22 protein-coding genes and 2 tRNA genes are annotated in these 25,058 nt (G+C 56.2%); 21 read left to right on the plus strand and 3 right to left on the minus strand.

Features of this window, described 5'->3' with window-relative positions:
• Positions 1 to 31 precede the first annotated feature (31 nt).
• Positions 32 to 1,417 (plus strand): nucleotide 5'-monophosphate nucleosidase PpnN, encoded by a 1,386-nt coding sequence (ppnN, locus tag AC1PLU_RS08575; RefSeq protein ID WP_115040428.1) that lies wholly within the window; start codon positions 32 to 34, stop codon positions 1,415 to 1,417.
• 7 nt (positions 1,418 to 1,424) lie between these two features.
• Here ppnN and AC1PLU_RS08580 read toward each other — a convergent pair whose 3' ends face one another.
• Positions 1,425 to 2,462, minus strand: coding sequence for a sensor histidine kinase (locus tag AC1PLU_RS08580; RefSeq protein ID WP_481094559.1), 1,038 nt, complete (start codon positions 2,460 to 2,462; stop codon positions 1,425 to 1,427).
• A gap of 139 nt (positions 2,463 to 2,601) precedes the next feature.
• Between AC1PLU_RS08580 and AC1PLU_RS08585 the strand changes: the two genes are divergently transcribed.
• The 6 genes from AC1PLU_RS08585 (at position 2,602) to AC1PLU_RS08610 (ending at position 9,408) form a co-directional block, all read left to right on the plus strand.
• Positions 2,602 to 3,144, plus strand: coding sequence for a GspH/FimT family pseudopilin (locus AC1PLU_RS08585; RefSeq protein WP_481108206.1), 543 nt, complete (start codon positions 2,602 to 2,604; stop codon positions 3,142 to 3,144).
• On the plus strand, positions 3,141 to 3,659 hold the full coding sequence (gene pilV / locus AC1PLU_RS08590) for a type IV pilus modification protein PilV (protein ID WP_481108207.1): 519 nt from the start codon (positions 3,141 to 3,143) through the stop codon (positions 3,657 to 3,659). The genes AC1PLU_RS08585 and pilV overlap by 4 nt, the downstream gene beginning before the upstream one ends.
• 11 nt (positions 3,660 to 3,670) lie before the next feature.
• Positions 3,671 to 4,651, plus strand: coding sequence for a PilW family protein (locus tag AC1PLU_RS08595; RefSeq protein ID WP_481108208.1), 981 nt, complete (start codon positions 3,671 to 3,673; stop codon positions 4,649 to 4,651).
• Positions 4,648 to 5,178 carry a pilus assembly PilX family protein gene (locus AC1PLU_RS08600; RefSeq protein WP_481108209.1) on the plus strand — a complete coding sequence of 177 codons (531 nt, stop codon included), beginning with the start codon at positions 4,648 to 4,650 and terminating at the stop codon, positions 5,176 to 5,178. The genes AC1PLU_RS08595 and AC1PLU_RS08600 overlap by 4 nt, the downstream gene beginning before the upstream one ends.
• Positions 5,179 to 5,187: 9 nt before the next feature.
• On the plus strand, positions 5,188 to 8,964 hold the full coding sequence (locus AC1PLU_RS08605; protein WP_481108210.1) for a PilC/PilY family type IV pilus protein: 3,777 nt from the start codon (positions 5,188 to 5,190) through the stop codon (positions 8,962 to 8,964).
• Between the two features lie 87 nt (positions 8,965 to 9,051).
• Positions 9,052 to 9,408, plus strand: a complete 357-nt coding sequence (locus AC1PLU_RS08610; protein WP_481108489.1) for a type IV pilin protein — start codon at positions 9,052 to 9,054, stop codon at positions 9,406 to 9,408.
• A 515-nt stretch (positions 9,409 to 9,923) separates the two neighbouring features.
• Here the strand turns inward: AC1PLU_RS08610 and AC1PLU_RS08615 are convergent.
• Both AC1PLU_RS08615 and AC1PLU_RS08620 read right to left on the minus strand, forming a co-directional pair.
• Positions 9,924 to 10,000, minus strand: a tRNA-Asn gene (locus tag AC1PLU_RS08615).
• Positions 10,001 to 10,057: 57 nt separating this feature from the next.
• Complete coding sequence (locus AC1PLU_RS08620) at positions 10,058 to 10,591, minus strand: GspH/FimT family pseudopilin (protein WP_481094566.1); 534 nt, start codon at positions 10,589 to 10,591, stop codon at positions 10,058 to 10,060.
• 151 nt (positions 10,592 to 10,742) lie between these two features.
• On the opposite strand from AC1PLU_RS08620, the gene uvrB reads away from it, so the two are divergent.
• The 14 genes from uvrB (at position 10,743) to AC1PLU_RS08690 (ending at position 24,986) form a co-directional block, all read left to right on the plus strand.
• The gene (uvrB, locus tag AC1PLU_RS08625) at positions 10,743 to 12,764 is read left to right on the plus strand and encodes an excinuclease ABC subunit UvrB (protein WP_115040422.1); all 2,022 of its coding nucleotides are present in this window, start codon (positions 10,743 to 10,745) and stop codon (positions 12,762 to 12,764) included.
• Positions 12,765 to 12,861: 97 nt separating this feature from the next.
• Positions 12,862 to 12,936 (plus strand) — tRNA-Val (locus AC1PLU_RS08630).
• Positions 12,937 to 13,126: 190 nt separating this feature from the next.
• Positions 13,127 to 13,369: a hypothetical protein gene (locus AC1PLU_RS08635; RefSeq protein WP_115040421.1), complete on the plus strand. Its 243-nt coding sequence runs from the start codon at positions 13,127 to 13,129 to the stop codon at positions 13,367 to 13,369.
• A 37-nt stretch (positions 13,370 to 13,406) separates the two neighbouring features.
• On the plus strand, positions 13,407 to 15,080 hold the full coding sequence (locus AC1PLU_RS08640; protein ID WP_481108211.1) for a type IV secretory system conjugative DNA transfer family protein: 1,674 nt from the start codon (positions 13,407 to 13,409) through the stop codon (positions 15,078 to 15,080).
• A gap of 345 nt (positions 15,081 to 15,425) precedes the next feature.
• Positions 15,426 to 15,836, plus strand: coding sequence for a TcpQ domain-containing protein (locus AC1PLU_RS08645; protein ID WP_006449256.1), 411 nt, complete (start codon positions 15,426 to 15,428; stop codon positions 15,834 to 15,836).
• Positions 15,837 to 15,965: 129 nt separating this feature from the next.
• Positions 15,966 to 16,973, plus strand: coding sequence for a VirB8/TrbF family protein (locus AC1PLU_RS08650; RefSeq protein ID WP_043889824.1), 1,008 nt, complete (start codon positions 15,966 to 15,968; stop codon positions 16,971 to 16,973).
• Positions 16,970 to 17,737, plus strand: a complete 768-nt coding sequence (locus AC1PLU_RS08655) for a TrbG/VirB9 family P-type conjugative transfer protein (protein ID WP_006449258.1) — start codon at positions 16,970 to 16,972, stop codon at positions 17,735 to 17,737. Before AC1PLU_RS08650 ends, AC1PLU_RS08655 begins: the two co-directional genes overlap by 4 nt.
• Positions 17,734 to 18,903 carry a TrbI/VirB10 family protein gene (locus AC1PLU_RS08660; RefSeq protein ID WP_481108212.1) on the plus strand — a complete coding sequence of 390 codons (1,170 nt, stop codon included), beginning with the start codon at positions 17,734 to 17,736 and terminating at the stop codon, positions 18,901 to 18,903. The genes AC1PLU_RS08655 and AC1PLU_RS08660 overlap by 4 nt, the downstream gene beginning before the upstream one ends.
• Before the next feature lie 5 nt (positions 18,904 to 18,908).
• On the plus strand, positions 18,909 to 19,958 hold the full coding sequence (virB11, locus tag AC1PLU_RS08665; protein WP_174705872.1) for a P-type DNA transfer ATPase VirB11: 1,050 nt from the start codon (positions 18,909 to 18,911) through the stop codon (positions 19,956 to 19,958).
• Positions 19,959 to 20,020: 62 nt separating this feature from the next.
• Positions 20,021 to 20,845, plus strand: coding sequence for a lytic transglycosylase domain-containing protein (locus AC1PLU_RS08670; RefSeq protein WP_481108490.1), 825 nt, complete (start codon positions 20,021 to 20,023; stop codon positions 20,843 to 20,845).
• A gap of 58 nt (positions 20,846 to 20,903) precedes the next feature.
• Positions 20,904 to 21,311 carry a TrbC/VirB2 family protein gene (locus AC1PLU_RS08675; protein WP_115040417.1) on the plus strand — a complete coding sequence of 136 codons (408 nt, stop codon included), beginning with the start codon at positions 20,904 to 20,906 and terminating at the stop codon, positions 21,309 to 21,311.
• Positions 21,304 to 21,615 (plus strand): VirB3 family type IV secretion system protein, encoded by a 312-nt coding sequence (locus AC1PLU_RS08680; protein ID WP_115040416.1) that lies wholly within the window; start codon positions 21,304 to 21,306, stop codon positions 21,613 to 21,615. The genes AC1PLU_RS08675 and AC1PLU_RS08680 overlap by 8 nt, the downstream gene beginning before the upstream one ends.
• Positions 21,616 to 21,715: 100 nt before the next feature.
• Positions 21,716 to 24,169 (plus strand): VirB4 family type IV secretion/conjugal transfer ATPase, encoded by a 2,454-nt coding sequence (locus tag AC1PLU_RS08685; protein WP_481108213.1) that lies wholly within the window; start codon positions 21,716 to 21,718, stop codon positions 24,167 to 24,169.
• Positions 24,162 to 24,986: a hypothetical protein gene (locus tag AC1PLU_RS08690; RefSeq protein WP_481108214.1), complete on the plus strand. Its 825-nt coding sequence runs from the start codon at positions 24,162 to 24,164 to the stop codon at positions 24,984 to 24,986. Before AC1PLU_RS08685 ends, AC1PLU_RS08690 begins: the two co-directional genes overlap by 8 nt.
• Positions 24,987 to 25,058: the final 72 nt, after the last annotated feature.

Below are 25,058 nucleotides of genomic sequence, written 5' to 3' on the forward strand. Positions count from 1 at the left end.
CTAAAGTTCTGAGATACGACAGGAGCAAGCTATGGAACTCAGCAGTACGGCAGCACGGGCGCTGCCGGTGGTGGATGCGCGGATTTATCCGCGTGGCGGTCTGGATGTGTTGTCCAAGGCGGAAGTGGCGCGCTTGCGCGATGCCTCCAGTGGCGGCATGCACGAGCTGTTGCGTCGGTGTGCGCTAGCAGTGCTCACCAGCGGCAGCGCTTCGGACGACCCGCGCGCCGCGCGCGATCTGTATCCGGATTTCGACATCCAGGTGAACCAGCAGGATCGCGGCATCCGCATCGATCTGAGCAATGCGCCAGCGATGGCGTTTGTCGATGGCGAGATCATCCGAGGTGTGGCTGAGCTGCTGTTCGCCGTCGTGCGCGATCTGGCCTACATGGCGATCGAGCTCGAAGCGCAGCGCGCCGATCTCGATACCAGCGAGGGCATCACCAACGCCGTGTTCGGCCAGCTGCGCAACGCACGCATCCTGCAGCCGTCCGACCCCAATCTGGTCGTGTGCTGGGGTGGCCATTCCATCTCGCGCGACGAATATCTCTATACCAAGCAGGTGGGCTACGAGCTCGGCTTGCGCGGCCTGGATATCTGCACCGGCTGTGGCCCGGGCGCGATGAAGGGCCCGATGAAGGGCGCCACCATCGCCCACGCCAAACAGCGCAAGCACCACACCCGCTATATCGGCGTCACCGAGCCGGGCATCATCGCGGCCGAGTCGCCGAATCCGATCGTCAACCACCTGGTGATCATGCCGGACATCGAGAAGCGCCTTGAGGCCTTCGTTCGGATCGGTCACGGCATCCTGGTGTTTCCCGGTGGCGTCGGCACGGCGGAGGAAATCCTCTATCTGCTCGGCATCCTGTTGCGCGAAGAGAACGCTGATTTGCCGTTCCCGCTGATCCTGACCGGCCCGACCATTGCCGCGCCGTATTTCGAGCAGATCGACCGCTTCATCCGCCTCACCCTGGGCGAAGCTGTCGCTTCGCGCTACGAGATCATCGTCGGCGACCCGGTCGCGGTGGCGCGTCGCATGGCCGAAGGCATCCATGAGGTGCGCGCGCACCGCAAGGACCAGAAGGATTCGTACTACTTCAACTGGTCGGTGCACATCCCGCTCGAATACCAGCAACCGTTCGAACCCAGCCACGAGGCCATGGCCGCCCTGGACCTGCACCACGGCCGCCCCGCACCCGCGCTGGCCGCGGACCTGCGCCGCGCCTTCTCCGGCATCGTCGCCGGCAACGTCAAGGAAGACGGCATGCGTCGCATCGAAGAGTTCGGCCCCTTCGAGATCCACGGCGACCCGGACATCATGCAGGCGCTGGATGAGCTCCTGCGCGGATTTGTCGAGCAGCGCCGGATGAAGATCTCGGGGGATTACCGGCCTTGTTATCGGGTTGTGACCTGAAATCGTCTCATGACCAAGGTAAATGGATGGTCGCGAAGTAACGACCATCCTTTATGGTGGTGTGGACTCTTCCAATTCCATTTGTCAATTGTTCTACGCGACTGCGTACCGCATTCAATCCGATACGGTGGCCGTTGCTGCTGACCGGCAGTGCATTTGGCAAACTGTTGGTAATTTGAATCTGCAATTGGTTGTTGGTTGCGGTGACGCATAACGTGACAGTGCCCCCTTCGGTCGCCGGTTCGACACCGTGGCGTATGGCATTCTCGGTCAGTGTCTGGATGCAGAGTGTCGGCACCAGCACTATTGGCAATGGTGTCGGCAGTTGCCACTCTACTTGTAGGCGTGTGCCGAGTCGTAGTTGCTCTATTTCTAAGTAGCGTCTCGTCAGGGAGAGCTCCTGCTCAAGGAGCATTTGGCTAGGGCCGGCAAGTGCTGCGCGAAAAAGATCCGATAAATCCAGCAGCAGGCGCTCGGCAGCCTCCGGGCGCTGATGCACCAGTGCGGCTCCTGTATTTAAAGTATTGAACAGGAAATGCGGATGAATTCGTGCTTGTAAGGCATCTAGTTCAGCCTGTTTTGCGCGAACCGCCATCTGCTGAGTTCTCCAGTGGTTTTGAAATGCCAGCAGGCCCAGCAGTCCGACCGTAAGCGCAATTCCGTTGACCTGTAGCCAAAACCCCCACCAGCTGCCACCGAGAAGACTAAGCAAGTTGCCAAAGACGGCCCAGACAATGATGCAGGCGACTCCGGCTACTGCAACTAGTGTAGCTAGCGACAGATTCGCGATTGTGTTCGGCCGCAATGGGCGCAGTTGACGTCGCAAGACATGGAGTGTTGCAAGCGTCAATATACTTATCCACTGAATCAACAGTGAGGTCAGCCCAAAATAGATCCATCGACTTTCCCGGATTCCTGGAGCCAGCGTGAGTACTGCAGCCAGCATTTCCCCGGTCAGAATCACGTACGCGATCACACGTGGCTGTAAGAGCAAGTCTAGAGGGGCAATGACGGCGGAGGCAGTTGAAGCTGAGGAATTCAGCATGCTGTTCACTTGGCGGGAGAGTGGATGGCGACTAGTCGGCCGTTCGCACTGGCAGTCTAACCGCCTGTCGGTAGTCGCTGGTGCCCGCATGAGCTTGACTCTACCGTACTAGACGTCAATATGGGGATGGGGATCTCCGATGCATCTTCCTGGTTTTCGCCGCCCGTCTCCGGGCCGCGTGTTGAAGGCAAGCGGATTTACGCTGTTAGAGCTGCTTGTGACCGTTGCGGTCTTGGCCATCTTGGCGGCAATAGCAGCGCCGAGCTTCAGTGCGCTTATTAACAGCAGCCGCTTGACAACTCAAGCTAATTCCATGGTTGCGTCGCTGCAGCATGCTCGCTCCGAATCAATTCGACTCAACCGCAAGGTGAGCCTTTGTGCGTCGAGTGACGGAGTGAATTGTTCCGGGACCACGACCTGGAGTCGCTGGATTACTCGGGTGGATAATGATGGCGAGGTACTGAGCGACGTCTCCGGAACTGCAAAAGTTAAGGTGGTAGCTGATGTATCTGCAGTGACATTCAGCTCCGATGGCCTGGCGCGAGCAGCGGGTGGAATGCTCTCCACGGCAGCTATTACCCTATGCATCGATGCGGCACGTCCTGTAGAGAATGCTCGCGTTGTCAGCTTAATAAGCGGCGCTCGTGTGCTGATAAAGAAAAAGGCTGAGAATTGTCAATGATTATTTCGAGTGCAAATAGAGGCGCGTCAGGCCGGTCTGTGCAGAACGCCAGAGGGCATTCGGGTACCACACTTATCGAAGTGATGATCTCCGTGCTGGTCATGGCGATTGGTCTGCTTGGCATCGCGGCAATGCAGGCTGCGGCGTTACGTAACAGCCAAAGTTCGCTAGAGCGCAGTCAGGCGGTGATTTCAACCTACACCGTGCTGGATGCAATGCGCGCAAACCGTCAGGCGGCGCTTGCCGGGGCATACAACACTGCTGGATTTTTGTGTACAACCGACGGGAGTGGTTCGCTGGCCGCTCTCGATCAGGCGGCATGGATAAAAAGCTGGCGTGCCACGCTTGGAGTTGATGGTACGCCAGACACAGATGTGTGCGGCAAGATTGAGTGTGCCACGGATATCTGTAAAGTTTCTCTTCGTTGGAATGACAGTCGGTCTACCAACGCGACTGCGAGTGGCAAAGCGCAAGGCAGCACTGCAGAAGTGTTTGCCACGAAGGTGCAACTATGAGTGCGAGTTCAATGAGGAATGCCAACGAGTCAGGCTTTAGCTTGATCGAGTTGATGGTGGCAATGTTTCTCGGGCTTCTCGTGGTGGGCGCCGCAATCGGGATCTTTCTCTCAAATAGCAGGACATACCGTGCCACAGAGAGTCTTGGCAGGGTTCAGGAGGGCGTACGCACCGCATTCGAATTGATGGCGCGCGATGTGCGCGAAGCGGCAGGCAATCCGTGCGTCAATAATTTGCCTATTTCGAATGTATTGAATAACTCCACTGCAAGCTGGTGGAGCAACCTTAATCGATGGGGCGATGCATTTCAGGGGTACTCTTCAAGTCAGGCCACCGCCGATCTTGTCACTGGCACAGCGGTAGCGCAGCGTGTTGCCTCCACCGAGGCTGTTCAGCTCTTTGCCGCAGATGAGAATGTCACTACGATCACCGCCCATGACACCGCAACCGGTAAGTTTTCTGTCAATGTTGCTGGTCACGGAATTTCTGCGGGTGACTTGGCGGTCGTGTGTAATGCACGACAAGCTTCGGTCTTTCAAGTCTCTTCCGTGAGCGGAAAAGATATCTTCCATGGGCTGGCAGGAACCCCTGGTAACTGCACCCTGGGCTTGGGTGTGCCTTTGGATTGCGGGACCGGAACAAAGTTTGCGTACACGGCTCCCAATTCGGTCTTGGTGAGGCTGCATGCATCGCGGTGGTATATCGGGAATGGCGCCGATGGGCCAGCCCTTTATCAGCAGGTTGCGACAGCAAATGGAACAGTTACCACACAAGAAGTCGCACAGGGCGTAAAAAATCTCAGCTTGCTCTATCTTGTGAATGGAAAAGCTAGCTATCAGGCCGCTAGCGCTCTAGGTGCGAGCGATTGGGAAAATGTAACGGCAGCGCGCATCACATTGAGTATTTCAAATGCTGAAGGGTCAGTAGGTGCCGAGGGCGGAATTGAGCGCCAGTTGATTCACATCGTCAGTCTACGGAATCGTAATCCATGAAGAGGAGTGTCCATCCCACAGTCCCTCAGCATGGGGCGTCGCTGATTGTCGTTTTGATCCTGCTGTTGCTGATGACTCTGCTTGGCCTAGCTGTGTTGCGTACGACCACGCTGGAAGAGCGTATGAGCGCAAATCTCTATGATCGTAGTCTGGGTTTTCAGGCGGCCGAATCCGCATTGCGACAAGGTGAAGCGCTTGCAAATGCCACTGCGGTCAGCTCTGTGCCATCGAGCGGCTGTGCTAACGGAATATGCGGTACTCCTGTCGCCGCAGATGCAGATCGGTGGCTGGATACCAGCTTCAACGGGTGGCGAAATGCTAGAAATAATCTTGGTGAAGACGCAATTCCAACGCCAAATGCTCGTTACATTATCGAGTACATGGGCGAAGCGCCGACATGGCCGGGCTGCGACCGCAAGTTTCCGCTGGATGGACAATGCCTTGCGCCGCGCTTCCGAATTACCGCAATTGCCAATGCAGACGGTCGAGCAACAGTGATGTTGCAAACAAACTATATCGTTCAATAAGGGGGCGTCATGTCAGCTATTCAATCCGGACGCCAGCCTGTTTCCATTTGGCGGCGCTTGTTCGCACGAGCCACGCCGGTCGCGTGTGCCTATTTTGCGACGCTGCTCGCGATTCCCGTAAACGCGGGTATCACACTGCCAACATCGCCGCTAACAACGGCCGCTCGCGTACCGCCTAACCTTCTTTTTGTTCTCGATGATTCGGGATCAATGCAGTGGCGCTATATGTATAATCCGGACATCGCAAGTATGAGCGGGGGCGGTGTCGCGAGCGCGCCAACAGGCGATAATACGACGAGAGATAATACTTATTTGACGACAGATGTCAATGTAAACGCAATTTATGATCAAAATTATGTAACAAACACGATATACTACAATCCAAATGCGGATTATAAGCCGTGGGTAGATTCGACTGGTGCGCCGTTAACTGGCGGAACGACCATGGAATCCGCTTACAGTAATGCTCTTTTTGTGCAAAATACTGCGGCAAATACGGTAAGTTCAACGGTGGATTTAAGTGCGTCGACCCAGACGTTCTATATGCCTAAAGCTGATGCTACTGATCTGTCGGATGTCAGGCAGTATTATCGCTATCAAATTTTGACGAATGACAAGGTCGTGCGGAGTGAGCGTCTCGAAGGCGTAGTTACCACATCTCCAAATAGCGGCGTGCTGGTTAGCGGTTTGAGGGGTAATCGTGACAGCAACACTTATTACTCTGTGACCGTGCCGGCCAATGCGAGTAATTTGGTTATAAGCATAAGTAGTGCCGCGTCTTGTAGTAGATTTTCGAGATGCGCCGATTTGTACGTTAGCCGGAATGCACAGGCGAGACCGATTTCAGCCGATTGTAGTAAAACAAGTGAGGGAAATTCGGAGACTTGCAGTTTTGCTACCCCGGAAGCAGGTACGTACAGTGTTTTGGTATACGGGGGCTCAAGCTATTCGGGTGTCTCAGTCCAGTATGGTTACGATATCATCACCAATAATAACGGTGAGCAGTCAGCAGGCTGTGACACGACGACGTCGGGGTGGGGATGGCGGAATTGCACATACGCAAGGCCCACTGGTCGTGACGATGCAGCTGAGCGATCAAATTTCGCCATCTGGTACTCCTATTACCGTACACGGACGAAGACCGCAAAAGGCGGTGCGGCGGCTGCGTTCAATGGACTTGGATCGGATGTTCGCGTTGGCTTCAGGACCATTTGGGGCCGTAACGGAGATGATGCGACTGGAAATTGGCCGACGCAGTCGGTTCCAATTCCCGTGACGTACAATCAAGGTCTATTTGATAACCCTAGCGGAGCTTCTGGCGCAAATAACAACCGCGCACGCTGGTTTAATCGTCTTTTTGGTGCCAAGGCTGAAGATGGTACGCCGCTTCGTAGTGCGCTGAATAATGCCGGTCTATATTACTCCAGTGATGGCAGGAACGGTCCATATGGGCCAGAAACAGGCTCGAATCAACTTCAGTGTCGTCAAAATTTTACGATCTTGACAACTGATGGGTACTGGAACGGGGATGATAATTTTAGTTCCGGTGGAAATCAGGACGGAACTGATGGCGCTGCTATTGCGAGGCCGGATCCCAATGCCCCTACCTATACCTACAAAGCTGCTGCGCCGTATAGCGATGGTTCCTCGAACACGCTCGCGGACGTCGCGATGCGTTATTGGAAGCAAGATCTGCGTACGGACATGAGTAACATAGTGCCAACCACGGCAGCCGACCCCGGCTTCTGGCAGCATATGGTGACTTTCGGTATTTCAATTGGATTAAAGGGGCGGCTTAATCCGAACACCGATCTTCCTGGCCTCACTGATGGGACGCGCTCTTGGGGGGCGCCGACCGCAAATAATGTCACGACTATCGATGATCTATGGCATGCCTCGGTGAACGGGCGCGGTAGATTCGTTGCTGCAAGCGACCCAGATGAGTTTACTCGTGGTTTGCGGGCAGCATTGGATGCAGTCGTACAGCGGACCGGCTCGTTCTCAAACATTTCCGCAAATTCAACATCGGTCAATGCAGATACCCGTCTCTATCAAGCCACTTACGTATCCGGTGTTTGGTCGGGTGAGTTGGCGTCGTATGCAATTACCAATGGTCGAATTGCGACCGCAGCGAGCTGGACCGCGTCTCAAAATATTCCTGTGAATAATAGGAAGGTTTTTACTTCGGATGGAGCGGCCGGGCTTGCGTTTCCCGCCTCGGCTACTACCCAGCAAGTTGCGGATCTGACTAGGACAGGGGTAAGTAATTATCCCGTAACAGGGACGGACAACGCGGCATACCTCGGAGGTAATCGCTCGCTTGAACTACAAAACCAAGGGACCTTGCGCAACCGGGTTCATCTTCTTGGTGACGTGGTCAGTTCTTCTCCGGCATATGTCAAAGATACCGATACGCTATATGTGGGTGCTAATGATGGCATGTTGCATGCTTTCAACGCTGCAAATGGTGTCGAGCTGTTTGGCTTTATCCCCAATAGTATCAACTGGGTTGATCTGGGATCGCTGAGTCGGCCGGATTATGGTCATCGCTTCTTTGTCGATGGCCCGATTATCGTTTCCGACCGTACTCAGACTCCGAATAAGAACCTCTTGGTTGGCGCGCTGGGGAAGGGGGGGAAGGGTATTTTTTCTCTCGACGTTACGAATCCGGCCACCTTTGGCGTGAGTAATTTCAAGTGGGAAGTCGGAAGGAATGACGCTGATATGGGGCTTGTACAAGGCAAGCCTTTCATAGCCAGACTCAATGATGGTAGCACGGCTGTTGTCGTCAGTAATGGCGTCAATAGTACCAATGGCCGTGCCGTTCTTTTCTTGTATGACATTAATACGGGTGCTCTCATCAAAAAAATCGATACCAACGTTGGCTCTGTTGTGACCGATAGTCCGGATTCAAATGGGTTATCAGAGCCGGTCGGTTGGGATTCCGACGGTAGCGGTACGGTGGATTATGTGTATGCAGGAGACTTACTCGGGAACGTTTGGAAGTTCGATTTGTCCGCAGCGAGAACCACCTCATGGGGCGTTTCCGGGAGCGCGCCGATCTTCAGCGCCACCTACACGGGATCGAACCCCGCTGTGCGGCAGCCAATCACCGGCGGTATTACGATTGCCATGCATCCCACGACATTTAAGACCTGGATATTTTTTGGTACCGGTCGGCTGATGACGACGGGTGATATGACCAGCAGAGCTGTTCAGAGCATCTATGGATTTGTAGAGGACGGGACGGTCAAGCGTCGTTCTGGCGACGGGGTAAACTTGACATCCCGTAGTTTGGTTCTTGTCGACGGAACGAGCCGCTCGTTTGAGGCGAACTCAGCTTTGCCCTCCACTTCCAAGGGTTGGTATGTCGATCTACTCACCCCTCCTAGTCAGTCGGCTGAGGGGGAGCGGGTAATCAGTGGTGCCCAGCTCCGACGTGACGTTCTTACTTTTTCAAGTGCCATACCGACAGCGAGCGCTTGCACGCCTGACGGAACAGGGTATTTGAACTCACTGGACGCATTTACTGGCACTAGCACCAGGATTTCATACTTCGATGTCAATGGTAACGGCAGCTTCAATGACGACGTGTTGACTGCCGGCGATGGAAGCAAGATCCCGATTGGCTCTGTCAATCTCGGAGTTGGCATGACCACACAGGCTAGCTTGCTACAGGGGGTGGCAGCTGTCGGTGGCTCATCAGGTGGATCTGCGACCGTAAATGTTCAAGAGGTTCGCAATGTGGGCCGCGTTTCTTGGCGAGAAGTAAAGAGAGGGGATTGATCAATGTCTGTATGTCGCGAAATGAACTCGTTCGGTGTGGGGCAGAGACACTTCTCTGCACAGAAAGGTTTCACATTGCTGGAATTGATGATCGTGGTGGCAATCGTGGCTATCCTGGCCGCAATTGCTACGGCCAGTTATAGTCAATATGTGGTCAAGTCACGGCGTGCGGCGGCGGCTAGCTGTTTGCTGGAGCGAGCGCAGTTAATGGAGCGGTACTACACTACGCGGCTTACTTATGTAGGTGCCGCAGCTCCCGCTGCCTGCGAGGGGCTGACGAATTTCTACGGGGTTCAATTCTCGGGCGATCCCACTGCTCGAGCATATGTAATTCAAGCTGTGCCGACTACGCGTCAGGTGGACGCTAAATGTGGGACGCTTAGCATCGATCAGCGCGGGACGCGTGGAGCAACCGGAACCGATGGGCCTAGCAAGTGCTGGTAACGCGTAGCAGCAGCAATCGAGCGTCTAGTTCGGTAGTTTGCTTGGAACAAGCTATATGCACGAGGTCATCAGGTCGGCTGGTTGCCTTTAATCATAGCCAGCATCATGGTCGGCCATTGACCGAGTTGGTCGTTGCCTCCTGAGTTCTATGGAGTTGCCTAGCAATTCGGCATTGTGAATCCTCAACCGATGCGGCGAATGCAACTTTTGAAAGCGGAACAGTGCGTGGGGCGGATAATATGGGTCGAGCCATGAGCGCGGGGTCGACCCAGCTCTCGCGATAATGCGCGAACACGCATTGCGTTACCAAGGTATTTGACGTCTCTTGGTCTGCTGAAGACTTTGCAGGCCTGCCGGGAGCGGGACTAGTTGTCGGTAAGTTTTGATCCGGCGCCGTGACCGATTTGCGCGTTGTATGGATTTGGGCAACGACACAGGGTAGTGAAATTTGCTCTCTTACTACGCATGAACGCACAAAAGCCGCGACAATGCGCGGCCTCTGTGTGTTCTGATCTTGGCGCCCGAAGTTGGACTCGAACCAACGACCCCCTGATTAACAGTCAAGTGCTCTAACCGGCTGAGCTATTCGGGCGGGGAGGCAAATTATAGGGAGTCTCCGCTGCGTCCGCAAGTCCTATCTCAAATTTTTTCAGGCTGGGCAGTCCGTGGGCGAGGTTGGCCGACTGGAGCGCACTCTGCCGCCCATATTTATGATGATGCGGCCTTTGAGGCTGCTTCCGCTGCAGATGTAGAAGGTTGCGTTGCTGGCTACCGTTCTCCCACTGGATAGATACCGGATTCGCTCTCTGCCCTTAGACGTCGATAGGCGCGTACGGTCAGCATTACGTGTCTCGTAGCCAAAGATGATGTCGCTGTCTCTGTCCGGTAATCGATTGCCATCCGGATCCAGGTAGATCAGCCACCCTTGGCTCCAGTCGTGGGTGTCCGCGCACTGCCGATCGTTCCCAAGTGGACACATCAACGCATCGACCCCGTGTGTAATGGCTGCTGACCTTGTCATTGCCAAGTGACTTGACACATCGAGCATCAGTGCTCTGGTGATTTGAGCGTCGCGCAACGCTATCAATGATGGTGTCGCGATGGCACCAAGCACTGCCATTGATAGCAACACAGCGATCATTTCAATCATACCGATGCCGTTCTGGTTGCAATGCAGCCTCATGTTCCAGTGCTCTGAAGATTCGTTGATCCAGAATGGCGCTTTGCGAAGAAAGCGTCACTGCCGTGACTCCGATGTTTTTGTAGGAAAAGTGCAAACGAAGCCGTCATCTCACGGTCGCTATACTTGAAAGTCGATGTGAGGGCACCGCTCCATGACCGACCGTTTCCAGCTCGTATCCCCGTACTCCCCAGCCGGCGACCAGCCGGCAGCCATCGACAAGCTGGTGGCCAACTTCGAAGCAGGCCTGGCCAAGCAGACCTTGTTGGGCGTGACTGGCTCGGGTAAGACGTACACCATCGCCAATGTGATTGAGCAGGTACAGAAGCCGACCCTGGTGATGGCCCCGAACAAGACGTTGGCGGCGCAGTTGTACGGCGAGTTCAAGTCGTTCTTTCCGAACAACGCGGTGGAGTACTTCGTCAGCTACTACGACTACTACCAGCCCGAGGCCTATGTGCCGTCGTCGGATACCTTCATCGAGAAGGACAGTTCGATCAACGAGCACATCGAGCAGATGCGGTTGTCCGCCACCAAGACCTTGCTGTCGCGGCGCGATTCGTTGGTGGTGGCTACGGTCTCGGCGATCTACGGTCTGGGCGCGCCGGAAGACTATTTGTCGCTGCGCTTGATCCTCTCAGTTGGTGAGCACATCGATCAGCGCAAGTTGATCCGTCATCTCAGCGATCTGCAGTACACGCGCAACGAATTCGAGCTGACGCGCGGCGCGTTCCGCGTGCGTGGCGAAGTGCTCGATGTCTTCCCGGCCGAGTCGGACACCGAGGCATTGCGTATTGAGTTGTTCGACGGCGACATCGAGCAGCTGACCTTGTTCGATCCGCTCACCGGCGAAACATTGCGCAAGTTGCAGCGCTACACCGTGTATCCCAAGACGCATTACGCGACTACGCGCGAGCGTACGCTCAGTGCGGTGGATACGATCAAGGAGGAGCTCAAGGAACGGCTGGAGCAGTTGTATTCGCAGAACAAGCTGGTCGAGGCGCAGCGCCTGGCGCAGCGCACCCAGTTCGACCTCGAGATGATGGCTGAAGTCGGCTTCTGCAACGGCATCGAAAACTACTCGCGGCATCTCACCGGCAAAGCGCCTGGCGAACCGCCGCCGACGTTGTTCGACTACTTGCCGCCGGATGCGCTGCTGGTCATCGACGAGTCGCATGTGACCATTCCGCAGATCGGCGCGATGTATAAGGGCGATCGTTCGCGCAAGGAAACGCTGGTGGAATTCGGCTTCCGTCTTCCGTCCGCGCTGGATAACCGGCCGCTGCGTTTCGAAGAGTGGGAGGCGCGCTCGCCGCGCAGCATCTACGTGTCGGCCACACCGGGTCCATACGAACTGCGTGAGTCTGCAGGCGAGATCACCGAGCTGGTGGTGCGCCCGACCGGCCTGATCGACCCGGTGGTCGAGATCCGCCCGGTCGGCACGCAGGTCGACGACCTGATGTCCGAGATCCATGAGCGCATCAAGCTCGGCGATCGCGTGTTGGTGACCACGCTAACCAAGCGCATGTCCGAGAACCTCACCGAATACCTGGGCGAGCACGGCATTCGGGTGCGCTACCTGCATTCGGATATCGACACCGTGGAGCGGGTGGAGATCATCCGCGATCTGCGCCTTGGCAAATTCGACGTGCTGGTCGGCATCAATCTGCTGCGCGAAGGTCTGGACATGCCGGAAGTATCGCTGGTGGCTATCCTGGATGCCGACAAGGAGGGCTTCCTGCGTTCGACTGGTTCGTTGATCCAGACGATCGGGCGCGCCGCGCGCAACCTGCGTGGCAAGGCCATCCTGTATGCCGACAAGATGACGCGTTCGATGCAGGCGGCGATCGACGAAACCGACCGTCGTCGCGAGAAGCAGGTCGAGTACAACCTCGAACATGGCATCACGCCGAAATCCGTGCAGCGCCCGATCTCCGACATCATGGAAGGCGCGCGCGAGGATGCCGCCGAGAAGAAAGCCGGCAAGGGTCGTTCGAAGTCACGTCAGATCGCCGAAGACACTGTCGACTACCGCGCGATGGGGCCGGCCCAGATTGCCGGCAAGCTCAAGAGCCTGGAGCAGAAGATGTACCAGCACGCCAAGGATCTGGAGTTCGAGGCGGCAGCGCAGATTCGCGACCAGATCCAGAAATTGAAGGCGGCGAGCCTGGCGTAGGGCGGGGCAGGGTGCTCACGTGCAGGGAGGGCTTGTGGCCCGCGAAACCCTGCGCTAGAATGCGCGCCCTGCACAGCGCAATGCTGACGCAGGAAACGGGCGGTTAGCTCAGCGGTAGAGCACTACCTTGACATGGTAGGGGTCACAGGTTCGAACCCTGTACCGCCCACCACTCCAAGTCCGGATGCACGGCGACTTGAGTGGTTTGAACACGATCATCTTGCTGCGATCTCAATATAGCCATCGGCACGCGCCGTGTGCATAAGGCTGGTCTGCGGATCTGTCAGCGTTGTTGAAACCGCTTTCTCCATCACACGTCTTGCTTTAGCATCGCTTCCGCGCTGACGAAAGGAAGGCTGGCAATGGACGAGTATCAGCACACCGTGCTGACCAGAGGGGGATACCGTGTGGTGGCAATCACCCGGGAAGAAATCTACGCGCCTGACACGGTGGTGGCATATGCCGTTGTGACAGACGCCGGCACCCGGATAACGCCGGATCTCTCCCTGGATCAAGCCAAGGTCTGGATCGACTCGCTGGTCGAGAGCGAAAGCGGCGGGCGCAAGTCCGATCTGATCGATCACAAGCCGGTTGTCCGTCGCTAGACGTCCGTCGAGATGTAAGCCTAAGGAGTAGGGTCGCGTGTCCAAAGCTAAAATAATTGCAATCGCCACTGCGGTGACGTTGCTCGTTGGATATGCCCTGTCCGGGTATCTGACATTGCTGCTGTTGCGACTCGATACCGGGTTGTATTCCTGGGACACCTACTACCGCTACGTCAGCGCGTTGGGGTTGCCGGAAGTGGCGCCTTACGCGACCAAGATCAAGATGTCGGGCGTGCTCGGTTTTGGTCTGCCGGGGATCGTCTGGGCCATTACGGTTGTGCTTGTGCTCAAGCCAAAGCCACGTGCGCTGCATGGTGACGCGCGCTTTGCCGGAGCCGCAGATCTTTCCAAGCACGGGTTGTTCAAGCCGAGCGGTAATGGAATTGTCGTCGGCAAGTTCAACGGCAAGCTGGTGCGACTGAGCGGGCAGCAATTTGTGATTCTTGCCGCGCCCACGCGCTCCGGCAAGGGCGTTGGTGTGGTCATCCCCAATCTGCTCGAATATCAGGAATCGATCGTTGTCCTGGACATCAAGCAGGAAAACTTCGATCTGACCAGTGGCTGGCGCGCCAGTCAGGGGCATGAGGTCTTCCTGTTCAATCCGTTCGCTGAAGATCGCCGAACGCATCGCTGGAACCCGCTGACCTACGTCTCCAATGATCCGGCGTTCCGCGTCTCGGATCTGATGAGCATTGCGGCGATGTTGTATCCGGACGGGTCGGACGACCAGAAGTTCTGGGTCAGCCAGGCGCGCAACGCGTTCATGGCGTTCGCGCTGTACCTGTTCGAAAACCAGGATGAGGAACTGTCACTTGGCTTCCCTGGTGGCGCAGGTGCGCCCACGCTCGGCGGCATTTATCGGCTGTCGTCCGGAGATGGCACAGACCTGAAGAAATATCTGAAGTCACTCTCCGAGCGCAGATTCCTTAGCAGCAACGCACGCTCGGCGTTTGCCAACATGCTGTCACAAGCCGATGAGACCTTTGCATCGATCATGGGCACCTTGAAAGAGCCGCTCAACGCATGGATCAACCCCGTACTGGATGCGGCAACCAGTGCTGACGACTTCATGCTGACCGATCTTCGCAAGAAGAAGATGACCATCTACATCGGCATCCAGCCCAACAAGCTGGCCGAGAGCAGGCTCATCATCAACCTGCTCTTCAGCCAGATCATCAACCTCAACACGCGGGAGCTTCCGAAGTCCAATCCGGAACTCAAGTACCAGTGCTTGTTGTTGATGGACGAATTCACCTCAATCGGCAAAGTCGACATCATCGCGACCGCGGTCGCGTACATGGCGGGGTACAACCTCAGGCTGCTGCCGATCATCCAGAGCATGGCGCAGCTGGATGCGACATACGGTAAAGACCTGTCGCGCACCATCATCACCAACCACGCGCTGCAGATCCTGTACGCGCCGCGCGAGCAGCAGGACGCGAACGACTACTCGGAGATGCTGGGTTACACGACGATCAAGAAGAAAAACATCACCCGGGGCCGAGAGACGACCCGTAGTGTTTCCGAAGAGCGGCGTGCACTGATGCTTCCCCAGGAGCTCAAGGCAATGGGCAACGAGAAAGAAGTGTTCCTGTATGAAGGTATTCCGCATCCTGTGAAGTGCGACAAGATCCGCTACTACGAAGATCGTTACTTCACTGCGCGACTGCTGCCCAAGACGGACGTGAAAACGCTTTCCATTAGAGTGTGATATCCATCACTTTTCAGGTGCATGTGTGGATGGGTAATTCTTGACTCATGTGTCCGTTAAGGGCAAAGTTACCCGAAATTCCTGCATTGTTGATTTTTTGTTAAGGGGCGGCGCCGGACGGGGTCGTATAGGAGTAAGGCTATGGATGGTTATTCTGTGTGCTCATCTTTGTCTACGCGTATGCGCTGCACTGCTTCGCCCGCTTGGGCGGGTCATGTGCGCCTCGCGTTTCCAACCGGTTTCTCAAAGCCCTCATAGCTCCGCCACTGTTAGGTGCGCGGGGCCGCAGTGCTGCCCATCATCAAGCCCGAAATTTCCTGAGTTGGAGAAGTCAGAGTGAATCCGATGTATGTGTCCAAGCTGTCATTGGTGTTAGCGGCTGCCATGTTGGCTGGCGCCTGCGCGACCAAGCCTGCTCCTGACTTTGGCGGGCGCTGGAAGCACGTCAATCACTTTGACGAGGCCCCGACCGAAATTCCGCTCTACACCTCCTACACGTATCAGGCCACGCCGATGGATGGCACGCTGAAGACGATGCTTGAGCGTTGGGCCGCAGACTCCAACATGCAGTTGTCCTACAACTTGCCGTCGGACTACACCCTGATCGCACCAGTTTCGAATATCAGCACCACCAGCGTGCAGCAGGCCGCCACTGAGCTCAGTGCTGTGTACGCGGCGCAAGGAGTCTCGGTATCAGTGTCTGCCAACAAGCTGCTCGTGCAGCCCGTAGCGGTATCAACCGGATCCAAGCTTTAAGGACGGGTCGACTGATGCGATGCACCTGTGGCATCACATTTACAAGGACGTCCATGCCTCCCAGATGCCCGCAACCCATCGCGGCAACAGTTTCAGGCCTGACAAGGCCCCACGGTGACGGATCTAGACATGTTGCGTAAGAAGGTCAGTGAGAAAGATGGATCTGCCCAAGTCGGTGCAGCCGTCCAGAAGGCGGTTAATTACGAGGTGAGCATCGCTGATCTTGCGCGCCGCAGTGAAAAGCGTGCTTGGATTGTGGCGACTTTGTCGATGGTCGTGACGGTCATGACTGCGGGCGGCTATTACTACATGCTGCCGTTGAAGGAGAAAGTGCCCTATCTGGTTATGGCAGACGCCTATTCGGGCACAAGCACTATCGCCAAGCTTGAAGCGAATTTTGGTGGGCGGACGATCACGACGAGTGAGGCCTTGGCGCGCAGCAATATCGCACGCTTCATCATTGCCCGCGAATCGTTCGATTTGTCGATCATCGGTCAACGTGACTGGAATACCGTGTCAGCAATGGGCACGACAAATGTTGTAAACGAATATCGCGCACTGCATTCCTCAAACAATCCTCTACGGCCGTTGAATATATACGGCAAGCTTCGTGCAGTGCGCGTCAATATCCTGAGTATCACGCTGATTGGCGGGAAAGGGCAACCTTACAAAGGTGCGACCGTGCGCTTCCAGCGAACCGTATATGACAAGAATTCAACGCTCTCCACGCTGCTCGATAACAAAATTGCGACCATGGGATTCGTCTATCAGGACAATCTGGAGATGAGTGATAGCCTGCGTGTCGAAAATCCCCTTGGATTTCGGGTGACAGATTATCGGGTCGATAACGACTACTCCTCGCTGCCAGCAGCGCCTGCGGCTGGTGCCGTCATCAACGCGCAGCCTCAAGCAGCGGCACAGCAGCCTGGCACGGGCGTTGTCGATCCGAATGCGGCAAATGTCTCTGGTGCAGTCCCGCAAGGCGGCGTTCCGCTCCAGCAAGGAGCCTTGCCGCAGGGTGGCGTGCCGCAACAGCAAGCACAGCCAGCGTTTCCCGATCAGATGCAGCCACCGGGTCAGCCTGCGATTCAACCCCAAGGGACGCCGAATAATGTCAATGGAGCAAGCGGTCGATGAAACTCTTTAATCGGTACAGGGCTGCGTTATTTTCAGCACTGCCACTTGCACTATGTGCTTTTTCAGCAGCGGCGCAGGTGGTTCAGGAATACGAATATGCGCCTGATCGTATCTATCAGGTGCGTACGGGTCTGGGGATTACCACTCAGGTCGAGCTAAGCCCGAATGAGAAAATCCTGGACTACAGCACCGGGTTCACTGGTGGCTGGGAACTCACTCGGCGTGAGAATGTATTTTATCTGAAACCCAAAAACGTCGACGTCGACACGAACATGATGATTCGTACGGCGACGCATTCCTATATTCTTGAGCTCAAGGTGGTTGCAACAGATTGGCAGCGCCTCGAGCAGGCGAAGCAGGCGGGTGTTCAATACAAAGTTGTGTTTACCTACCCGAAAGACACGAGCTTCAACAACGTGGAAGATGCAGACACATCGAAGAAAGGTCCACTGTTGAACGCAAAGATTCTGAAGGATCGTCGTTACTACTATGATTATGATTACTCCACGCGTACCAAGAAATCCTGGTTGATTCCAAGCCGGGTGTACGATGATGGCAAGTTTACTTACATCAACATGGATTTGACGCGTTTTCCGACTGGGAATTTCCCTGCGGTATTCGCTCGAGAGAAAGAACATGCCGAGGATTTTCTCGTCAATACGACGGTGGAAGGCAATACCCTGATTGTGCATGGGACCTATCCTTTCCTGGTGGTTCGCCACGGCGATAACGTCCTCGGTCTGCGAAGGAACAAGCAAAAGTGAACTCGAATATTCCAAACAGCCCAGACGATCACTCCCCGGCAAACCGCGGGGAAGAGCCGCGAAACGGCGAGTACGATGAGCGCAACAACCCGTACTTTGCACGTCAACAGGCAGGTGCCACGCCTGACCTGGATGCTAATGAGCCGGTGCTGCGCTCCAGCGACATCAAGCGGCTGAACCGTAAGGCGCTCGTGTTTCTGGCTGCCATCGCCGCTCTGCTGATTCTCGTCATCTTCTGGCTAGCAACGCAAAGTGGGGACGATTCGGCACCGCCGAAGCCGCGAGCTGAGACTGTTGTGGCGCCTGCGCTACCGCAAAATATGACTGCGCCCGTCGAAGAGGCACCCGTGCCTCTCGCGCAGCAGCCGAGTCTGCCGCCACTGCCGCCGATGCCGACTGTTGATAGCGAAGAGGCCGGTTCTGCGCCGGAACGTCAGCGCGGTCCTACATTGTTGGAGCGCCGAATCCTCGCCGAATCCGCTGCGAACGGCGCAGGCATGCCTGGGCAACCTGGTCCGCCAGCTGCGCCCGGAGAGGATGACACTGCTGTCACACTGGCGAAGCCGATCAGCAACCCAGATGGTTTATTGGTGCGCGGTACCTACATACGCTGCATTCTCGAGACCCGGATCATTTCCGATTTCGGTGGCTATACATCGTGCATCGTGACCGAGCCGGTGTACTCCATCAACGGGCATAACCTGCTGCTGCCGAAGGGTTCCAAGATGCTTGGTCAGTATGGCGCCGGAGAGCCAACGACACGGCGCCTGCAGGTGGTCTGGGATCGGGTTACCACGCCGACCGGGCTGGATGTCACGCTCGTGGGGCCTGGTATTGATACGTTGGGCAGCGCTGGCCATCCAGGCAACTACAACGCCCATTGGGGCAACAAGATTGCATCGGCGCTGTTCATCAGTCTGCTGAGCGATGCCTTCAAATATGCGGCTGCCGAATATGGTCCAGAAACGACCACGATCGGTGTCGGCAGCGGGATCGTCACTCAGCAGCCTTTTGAAAGTAATACCGCCCGCAGCATGCAGCAGCTTGCCGAGCAGGCTGTCGAAAAGTCTGGGCGCCGTCCGGCAACCTTGACGATCAATCAGGGCACCGTGTTGAACGTTTATGTTGCCAAGGACGTCGATTTCTCGGCGGTCCTGCCGAAGTGAATGACATGGCTGCCATGACGATCGATGATTCCCCGACAGCGCGCATTTCGAACGACTTCCTGGATTACCAGTACTCAGTGCTGGGAATCTTGGATTACCTGAATTCGCCTGACGTGACCGAAATTTGCATCAATCGTCCGGGTGAGTTGTATCTTGAGACCATTCATGGGTGGCAGCGGGTTGATGTGCCGTCCCTCACCTACGACCGTGCTCGGCAGTTTTGTACGGCGGTCGTCAACGAGAGCAATACCGGGCAACGTATTACTGACGCCGACCCGGTGGTGTCACTGACTTTTCCGACCGGGCAGCGCGCGCAGTTCGTGATGCCGCCGGCATGTGATGCCGGCAAGGTATCCATCACGATCCGGCTTCCTTCCAAGCACACCAAGTCGCTGGAGCAATACAAACACGACGGTTTTTTCGACGAGGTGCTGGAACAGTCTGCGGATGTCAGCGACCATGATCAGGAGTTGCTGGAGTTACGCCGCAAGCGTGACTATGCCGAGTTCTTTAAAAAGTGCGTGCTGTACAAGAAGAATGTGGTTGTGGCTGGGGCTACAGGCAGCGGCAAGACCACCTTCATGAAGGCGTTGGTCAATCATATTCCGAACCAAGAGCGCCTGGTGACCATTGAGGACGCTAGAGAGCTTTTTATCAGTCAGCCTAATTCCGTGCACCTGCTGTACTCGAAGGGCGGGCAGAGCGCCAGCAACGTGACTGCCAAGAGTTGCATGGAGGCGTGTCTGCGCATGAAGCCGGATCGCATCATCCTGGCCGAGTTGCGCGGTGACGAGTCGTTCTACTTCATCCGTAACTGCGCTTCGGGACATCCGGGTTCCATCACCAGTTGCCACGCCGGTAGTGTCGAGCAGACCTGGGACCAGTTGGCCTTGATGGTGAAGGCATCGAACGAAGGCTCTGGTCTGGAGTTCGAGGTGATCAAGCGTTTGCTGAGAATGACCATCGACATCGTGGTTCATATCAAGGCGCACGCGGGACGGCGGTTCATCACAGGCATCGACTTCGATCCTCTGAGAACCTTGCGCGGCGGTTGAGAGGTAAATTTTTTGGTTGGGGCTGGTTTGGTTTTGCAAGGAGTAATGACATGTTGCCTGGCATGGAACTGATGGGGTGCACTGGACTTGCTGTTCCTGGCGAGGTAATGCAGCACGTTGTCCGTGTCGAGTCATCGCGCAATCCGTATGCCATCGGTGTGGTTGGCGGGCGGTTAGTGCGTGAGCCACGGGGTTTGGCTGAAGCAGTGGCTACTGCCAAGATGCTGGAGCAGAAAGGCTACAACTTCTCCCTCGGACTAGGCCAGGTCAATCGCTACAACCTGCAGAAGTACGGGCTCACCAGTTATGAGATGGCATTCGACAAATGCCCCAATCTTGTCGCTGCTTCAAGGATTTTAGCGGAGTGCCATTCGCGCTCAGGCGCTAATTGGGGCAAGTCGTTCAGCTGTTACTACTCCGGCAACTTCGAGACCGGTTTCAAACATGGTTATGTCCAAAAGATCTATGCATCCATTCGTCAGTCGGTAGCATCCTCTGGACCCGAGCCCATTGCGGTCGTGCCGACCCGCCAGGTGCAGTTGCGGCCTGCCAATCCGCTCAAGCAGGCGGCCGCCGAATTGGCAGATGCGATCGTCGCGCGTCGTATTCAGGATCTATCCGGGGCGGGCAACACGGTGGCTTCACCGTCTGGGCCTATGCTATCGGTACCGTCAGCACCTTACTCTCTGCCGAGCCGGGCCACCCCTGTGGCTCCTGCGGCGGAGAACGAGTTGTATGTGATAAAGCCGACAGGCCAGGGGCGTGGGGTGGCGTTGCCCGCCGTCGCACCTCAGGCCTCGACGCAGACTGATCTACCCGCAAATCCCGTCTCAATGCCGCGTGCACCACAGGCGGTTCCGCAAGTAGATAGCGCATTTGTTTTTTAGGATGGAAAATCGCCAAGGATATGGCTGCTGGACCCCCTCTGTTCCCAAGGAGTTAGACATGAAGTTTGAAATCGACAAGAAGACAATGACAGATGCCAAGATGGTTGGCACTCAGGCAGTGAAGGCACTGCTGTTCACCTCGTTGTTGCTGGTGGCTGGCGGCGCTGGTGCGACGGATGACCTCGGCGGCACGGATACCCGGGTCTGCGGATTCCTGAACAATGTGACCAAGCTGCTGAACATGGGCTCGATCGCCGTAGTCACCATCGCCGTCATCGTCGCAGGCTATCAGATTGCTTTCGCGCACAAGCGCATCTCCGAGGTTTCCCCGATCCTTATCGGTGGTGTTCTGATTGGCGCAGCTGGCCAGATCGCCAACATGATTCTTCAGAACAAGGAGGGTGGTGAAGGGAACAGTTGCGAGGGAGTCAGCGCGTTGATGCAGATCGTTCAGCATTATGCATAAAGACGTCCTCTTCCGCGGCTGCACCCGCCCGGCGATGTTTCTGGGGGTGCCTTACATCCCCTTCTTCATCGGTGCCGGCGGTGGCCTGCTGCTGGGGATGTACATCAATCTCTGGTACCTGTTCACCATCCCCGTCATCATCTTTGCCATGCAACAGATGGCCAAGCGTGACGAGATGATTTTCAGGTTGCTCGGATTGCGGCTGCTGTTCCGGATGCGTGCTCGAAACCTTCAGCGTTATTCTGGAATGTGGGTGTTCAGCCCAAACGAATATCGCAAGACCCCCCCTGGTAAATCGCGATAGTCACGTGAACCGTCAACCAACCCCGCGCGCGAAATCGGCGCGGGGTTGGTGTTTTCCGATAGTCCTTGGTGTGATGCTTTTCTCTTAACTTGGTAAGACCATGTTTAGTCCAGACAGTCCGATCGGCGAATTTGTTTCCATTTCGACACACGTTGCACCGTCCGTCGTCAAGACGACCGGAGGCGACTATCTGTTGATCTGGCATCTGGCTGGCTTGCCCTTCGTTGGGCGTGACGAGTTCGAGCTCGAGCAGCGGCACAACACGTTTAATCGGTTGCTGCAAACCTTGCGTGCACCCGATTTCGCGAATATTGCGTTCTGGGTTCACGACGTTCGCCGTCGTCGGAAAATTGGGACTGGCGGGCGCTTCAAGCAATCCTTCAATCAGACGCTGTCTGACGAGTATTACGCAGCGCTATCCTCGCAAAAAATCATGCAAAACGAGTTGTACTTCAGCATGATCTATCGTCCCGTCGTTACCGGACGACGTCTGGTCGAGAAGTCTGTCAATCCAGACAAGATCAGGGCTGAGGAAGAGCAGGCCATCTCCAAGATCGTCGAATTAGCCACGAACGTTGAAGCAGTGCTGAAGGACTATTCGCCTTACCGCCTTGGCATGTATGAAGCCAAGAATGGCGTCGTGTTCTCCGAGACATTGGAGTTCCTCGGCTACTTGCTCAACCGGATCGACGAGCCCGTCCCGGTGTTGCAAGCGCCGGTTCCGGCGTATCTACCTGTCAGTAAGCACATGTTTGCCAACAAGACCGGCGATTTTGTCATTCGCACGCCGGATGGCATCAATCATTTCGGTGCGATCCTCAACGTCAAGGAATATGCCGACGGAACCTATCCCGGCATTCTCAATGGCCTGAAGTATCTTGATTTCGAATACGTGATGACGCATTCGTTCAGCCCGGTCGGGCGCCACGATGCCTTGAAGGTATTGGAACGCACCAAGGGAATGATGATTTCGTCGGGCGACAAGTCGTCCAGCCAGATCCGCGACCTGGACCTGGCGATGGACGACGTGGCCTCCGGTAACTTCGTATTGGGCGAATATCACTTTACCTTGGCAGTCTATGCCGATAGCCAGGAGAAGTTGGCCAGGCAGATCGCGACGACACGTGCCGAATTGTCCAACGCCGGCTTCGTGTCCGCCAAGGAAGATCTGGCAATCGCTTCTTCGTTCTATGCGCAACTGCCGGGCAACTGGCGCTTCCGCACGCGCATCGCCAACCTGAGTTCGCTCAACTTTCTCGGTTTGTCGCCGCTGCACAACTTCGCCCAGGGCAAGCAGCACAACAACCCATGGGGCGACTGCGTCACCACGTTGCAGACCACTAACGGGCAGCCGTATTACTTCAACTTCCACGCCACGCATCCGGCCGAGAATTCCCTTGGCGAGAAGGCGATCGGCAACACGATGGTCATCGGCAAGTCCGGTACCGGCAAGACGGCGTTGATCAACTTTCTGCTGAGCCAGGTACAGAAGTTCGATCCGATCCCGACCATTTTCTTCTTCGACAAGGACCGCGGCGCGGAGATCTTCGTGCGTGCGTGCGGCGGCAATTATCTGGCGCTGGAAAATGGCGTACCGACCGGCTTCAACCCGTTCCAGTGCGAGCGCAATGAAGCCAACACGCAGTTCCTCGCCGAATTGATCAAGGTGCTGGGCGGCAAGCCCGAGTACAGCGCCCGCGAGGAAGAAGACATTTATCGTGCGGTGGAGGGCATGCTGGATACGCCCATGCACCTGCGCAGCATGAGCAATTTCCGCAAGAGCCTGCCCAACATGGGCGACGACGGGTTGTATGCGCGTCTGCGCCGCTGGACGGCGGGTAACTCGCTGGGCTGGGTGTTCGACAACCCCGTCGATACCATCGACCTGACGCGCGCCTCGATCATCGGCTTCGACTACACCGACGTGATCGACAACGCCGAAGTGCGGGTGCCGGTGATCAATTACCTGCTGCACCGCCTGGAAGCGTTGATCGACGGCCGGCCGCTGATCTACGTAATGGACGAGTTCTGGAAGATCCTCGATGGCAAGGGGGGCCTGAAGGAATTCGCCAAGAACAAGCAGAAGACCATCCGTAAGCAGAACGGTCTGGGCATCTTCGCCACGCAGAGCCCGGAAGATGCCCTGGCCAGCGATATCGCTGCGGCGCTGATCGAGCAGACCGCCACGATGGTGCTGCTGCCCAACCCCAACGCCAGTCGCGACGATTACATCGAAGGCCTCAAGCTGACCGATGCCGAGTACCAGGTAGTGGTCTCGCTGGACGAGCGCTCGCGTTGTTTCCTGGTCAAGCAAGGCCATGCCTCGGCGGTGTGCCAGCTCAACCTGCGCGGGATGGACGATGCGCTGTCGGTGATTTCGTCCTCAACCGACAATATCGAGATCATGCATCAGATCTTGGCCGGTAAGGCCGCTAAGTTAGGTGTGAGCGTTGACCAACTGACACCGGAGCAGTGGTTGGAGGACTTCTATGCCAACCGCAAGGGCTCTGGGAAGCGCAAGTCTGTTAAAGACAAGGAGGTCGAAGATGCGTAAATCCAATATCCGTGAACAAACTCACCCGGCAATGTATCCATCTGTGTCACAGGAGGCGAAGAACACCATGACAACCAAGTTCAGACATTTTTCTCGGATGTTCACGGGACTGGTGCTGCTCTGCATGGCCGGAGCCGCCAGTGCGCAGTGGGAAGTCGTCGATAAGACGCTGAACGAAAAGGCCGAAGCAATTCGCAAGAACCAGACCATCAAGAATGGTGATGGCAAAGAATCCAGCGGCAAGGAAGTGGAGAAGCCCAAGGAAAAGATCGAGAAGATTCCCGATGATCAGGGTGTGGCGGCGTGTGCGGCTTCAACGAAGGGAACGCCTGTGTCCGACTCGCAGAAAGAATCGTGCGAGTTGATTCAACGCACGCTGAACTCGCAATACAACTACGTGGTGGCCATGTACGAGATCAGTACCAAGCGCCTTGAACGCTTGCGCACGATCGAGGATGAGCGCAAGAAGATCGGCGACCAGAAGATCGGTGAGTTGGAGAGCAACACCAACAAGCTGCTGGCGCTGAAGGCGATGATGGATATCGACCGCCAGCAGATGGAATCGGCAATGTTCGCCTATGACAAGCGCATTGCCTACCTGACTGGGCAACAGACAGCTGCGGCCAAGGCGGCAATGGCCGGCAAGGAACCACCAAAAAGCAATCGTTGGAGCTGGGTTCCGGACTGGGTACCCGACGATTTGTTGAACCTGGGTAAGACGGTCGCCGCCGGCGCGGCGATGAAAGTTGCATTCGAGGGCATCAAAAGCGACAAGCCCGATGGGTACAAGCCGTTGATGATCGATGAGAGTAAGTAATGCGCACTCACTGTGGTGGACGCGTGTATTGCAATGGACTCAACTCGGGCAGCATGCCCCACGGCGCAGCCG

It is taken from the genome of Xanthomonas sp. NCPPB 2933 (genome assembly GCF_056725225.1).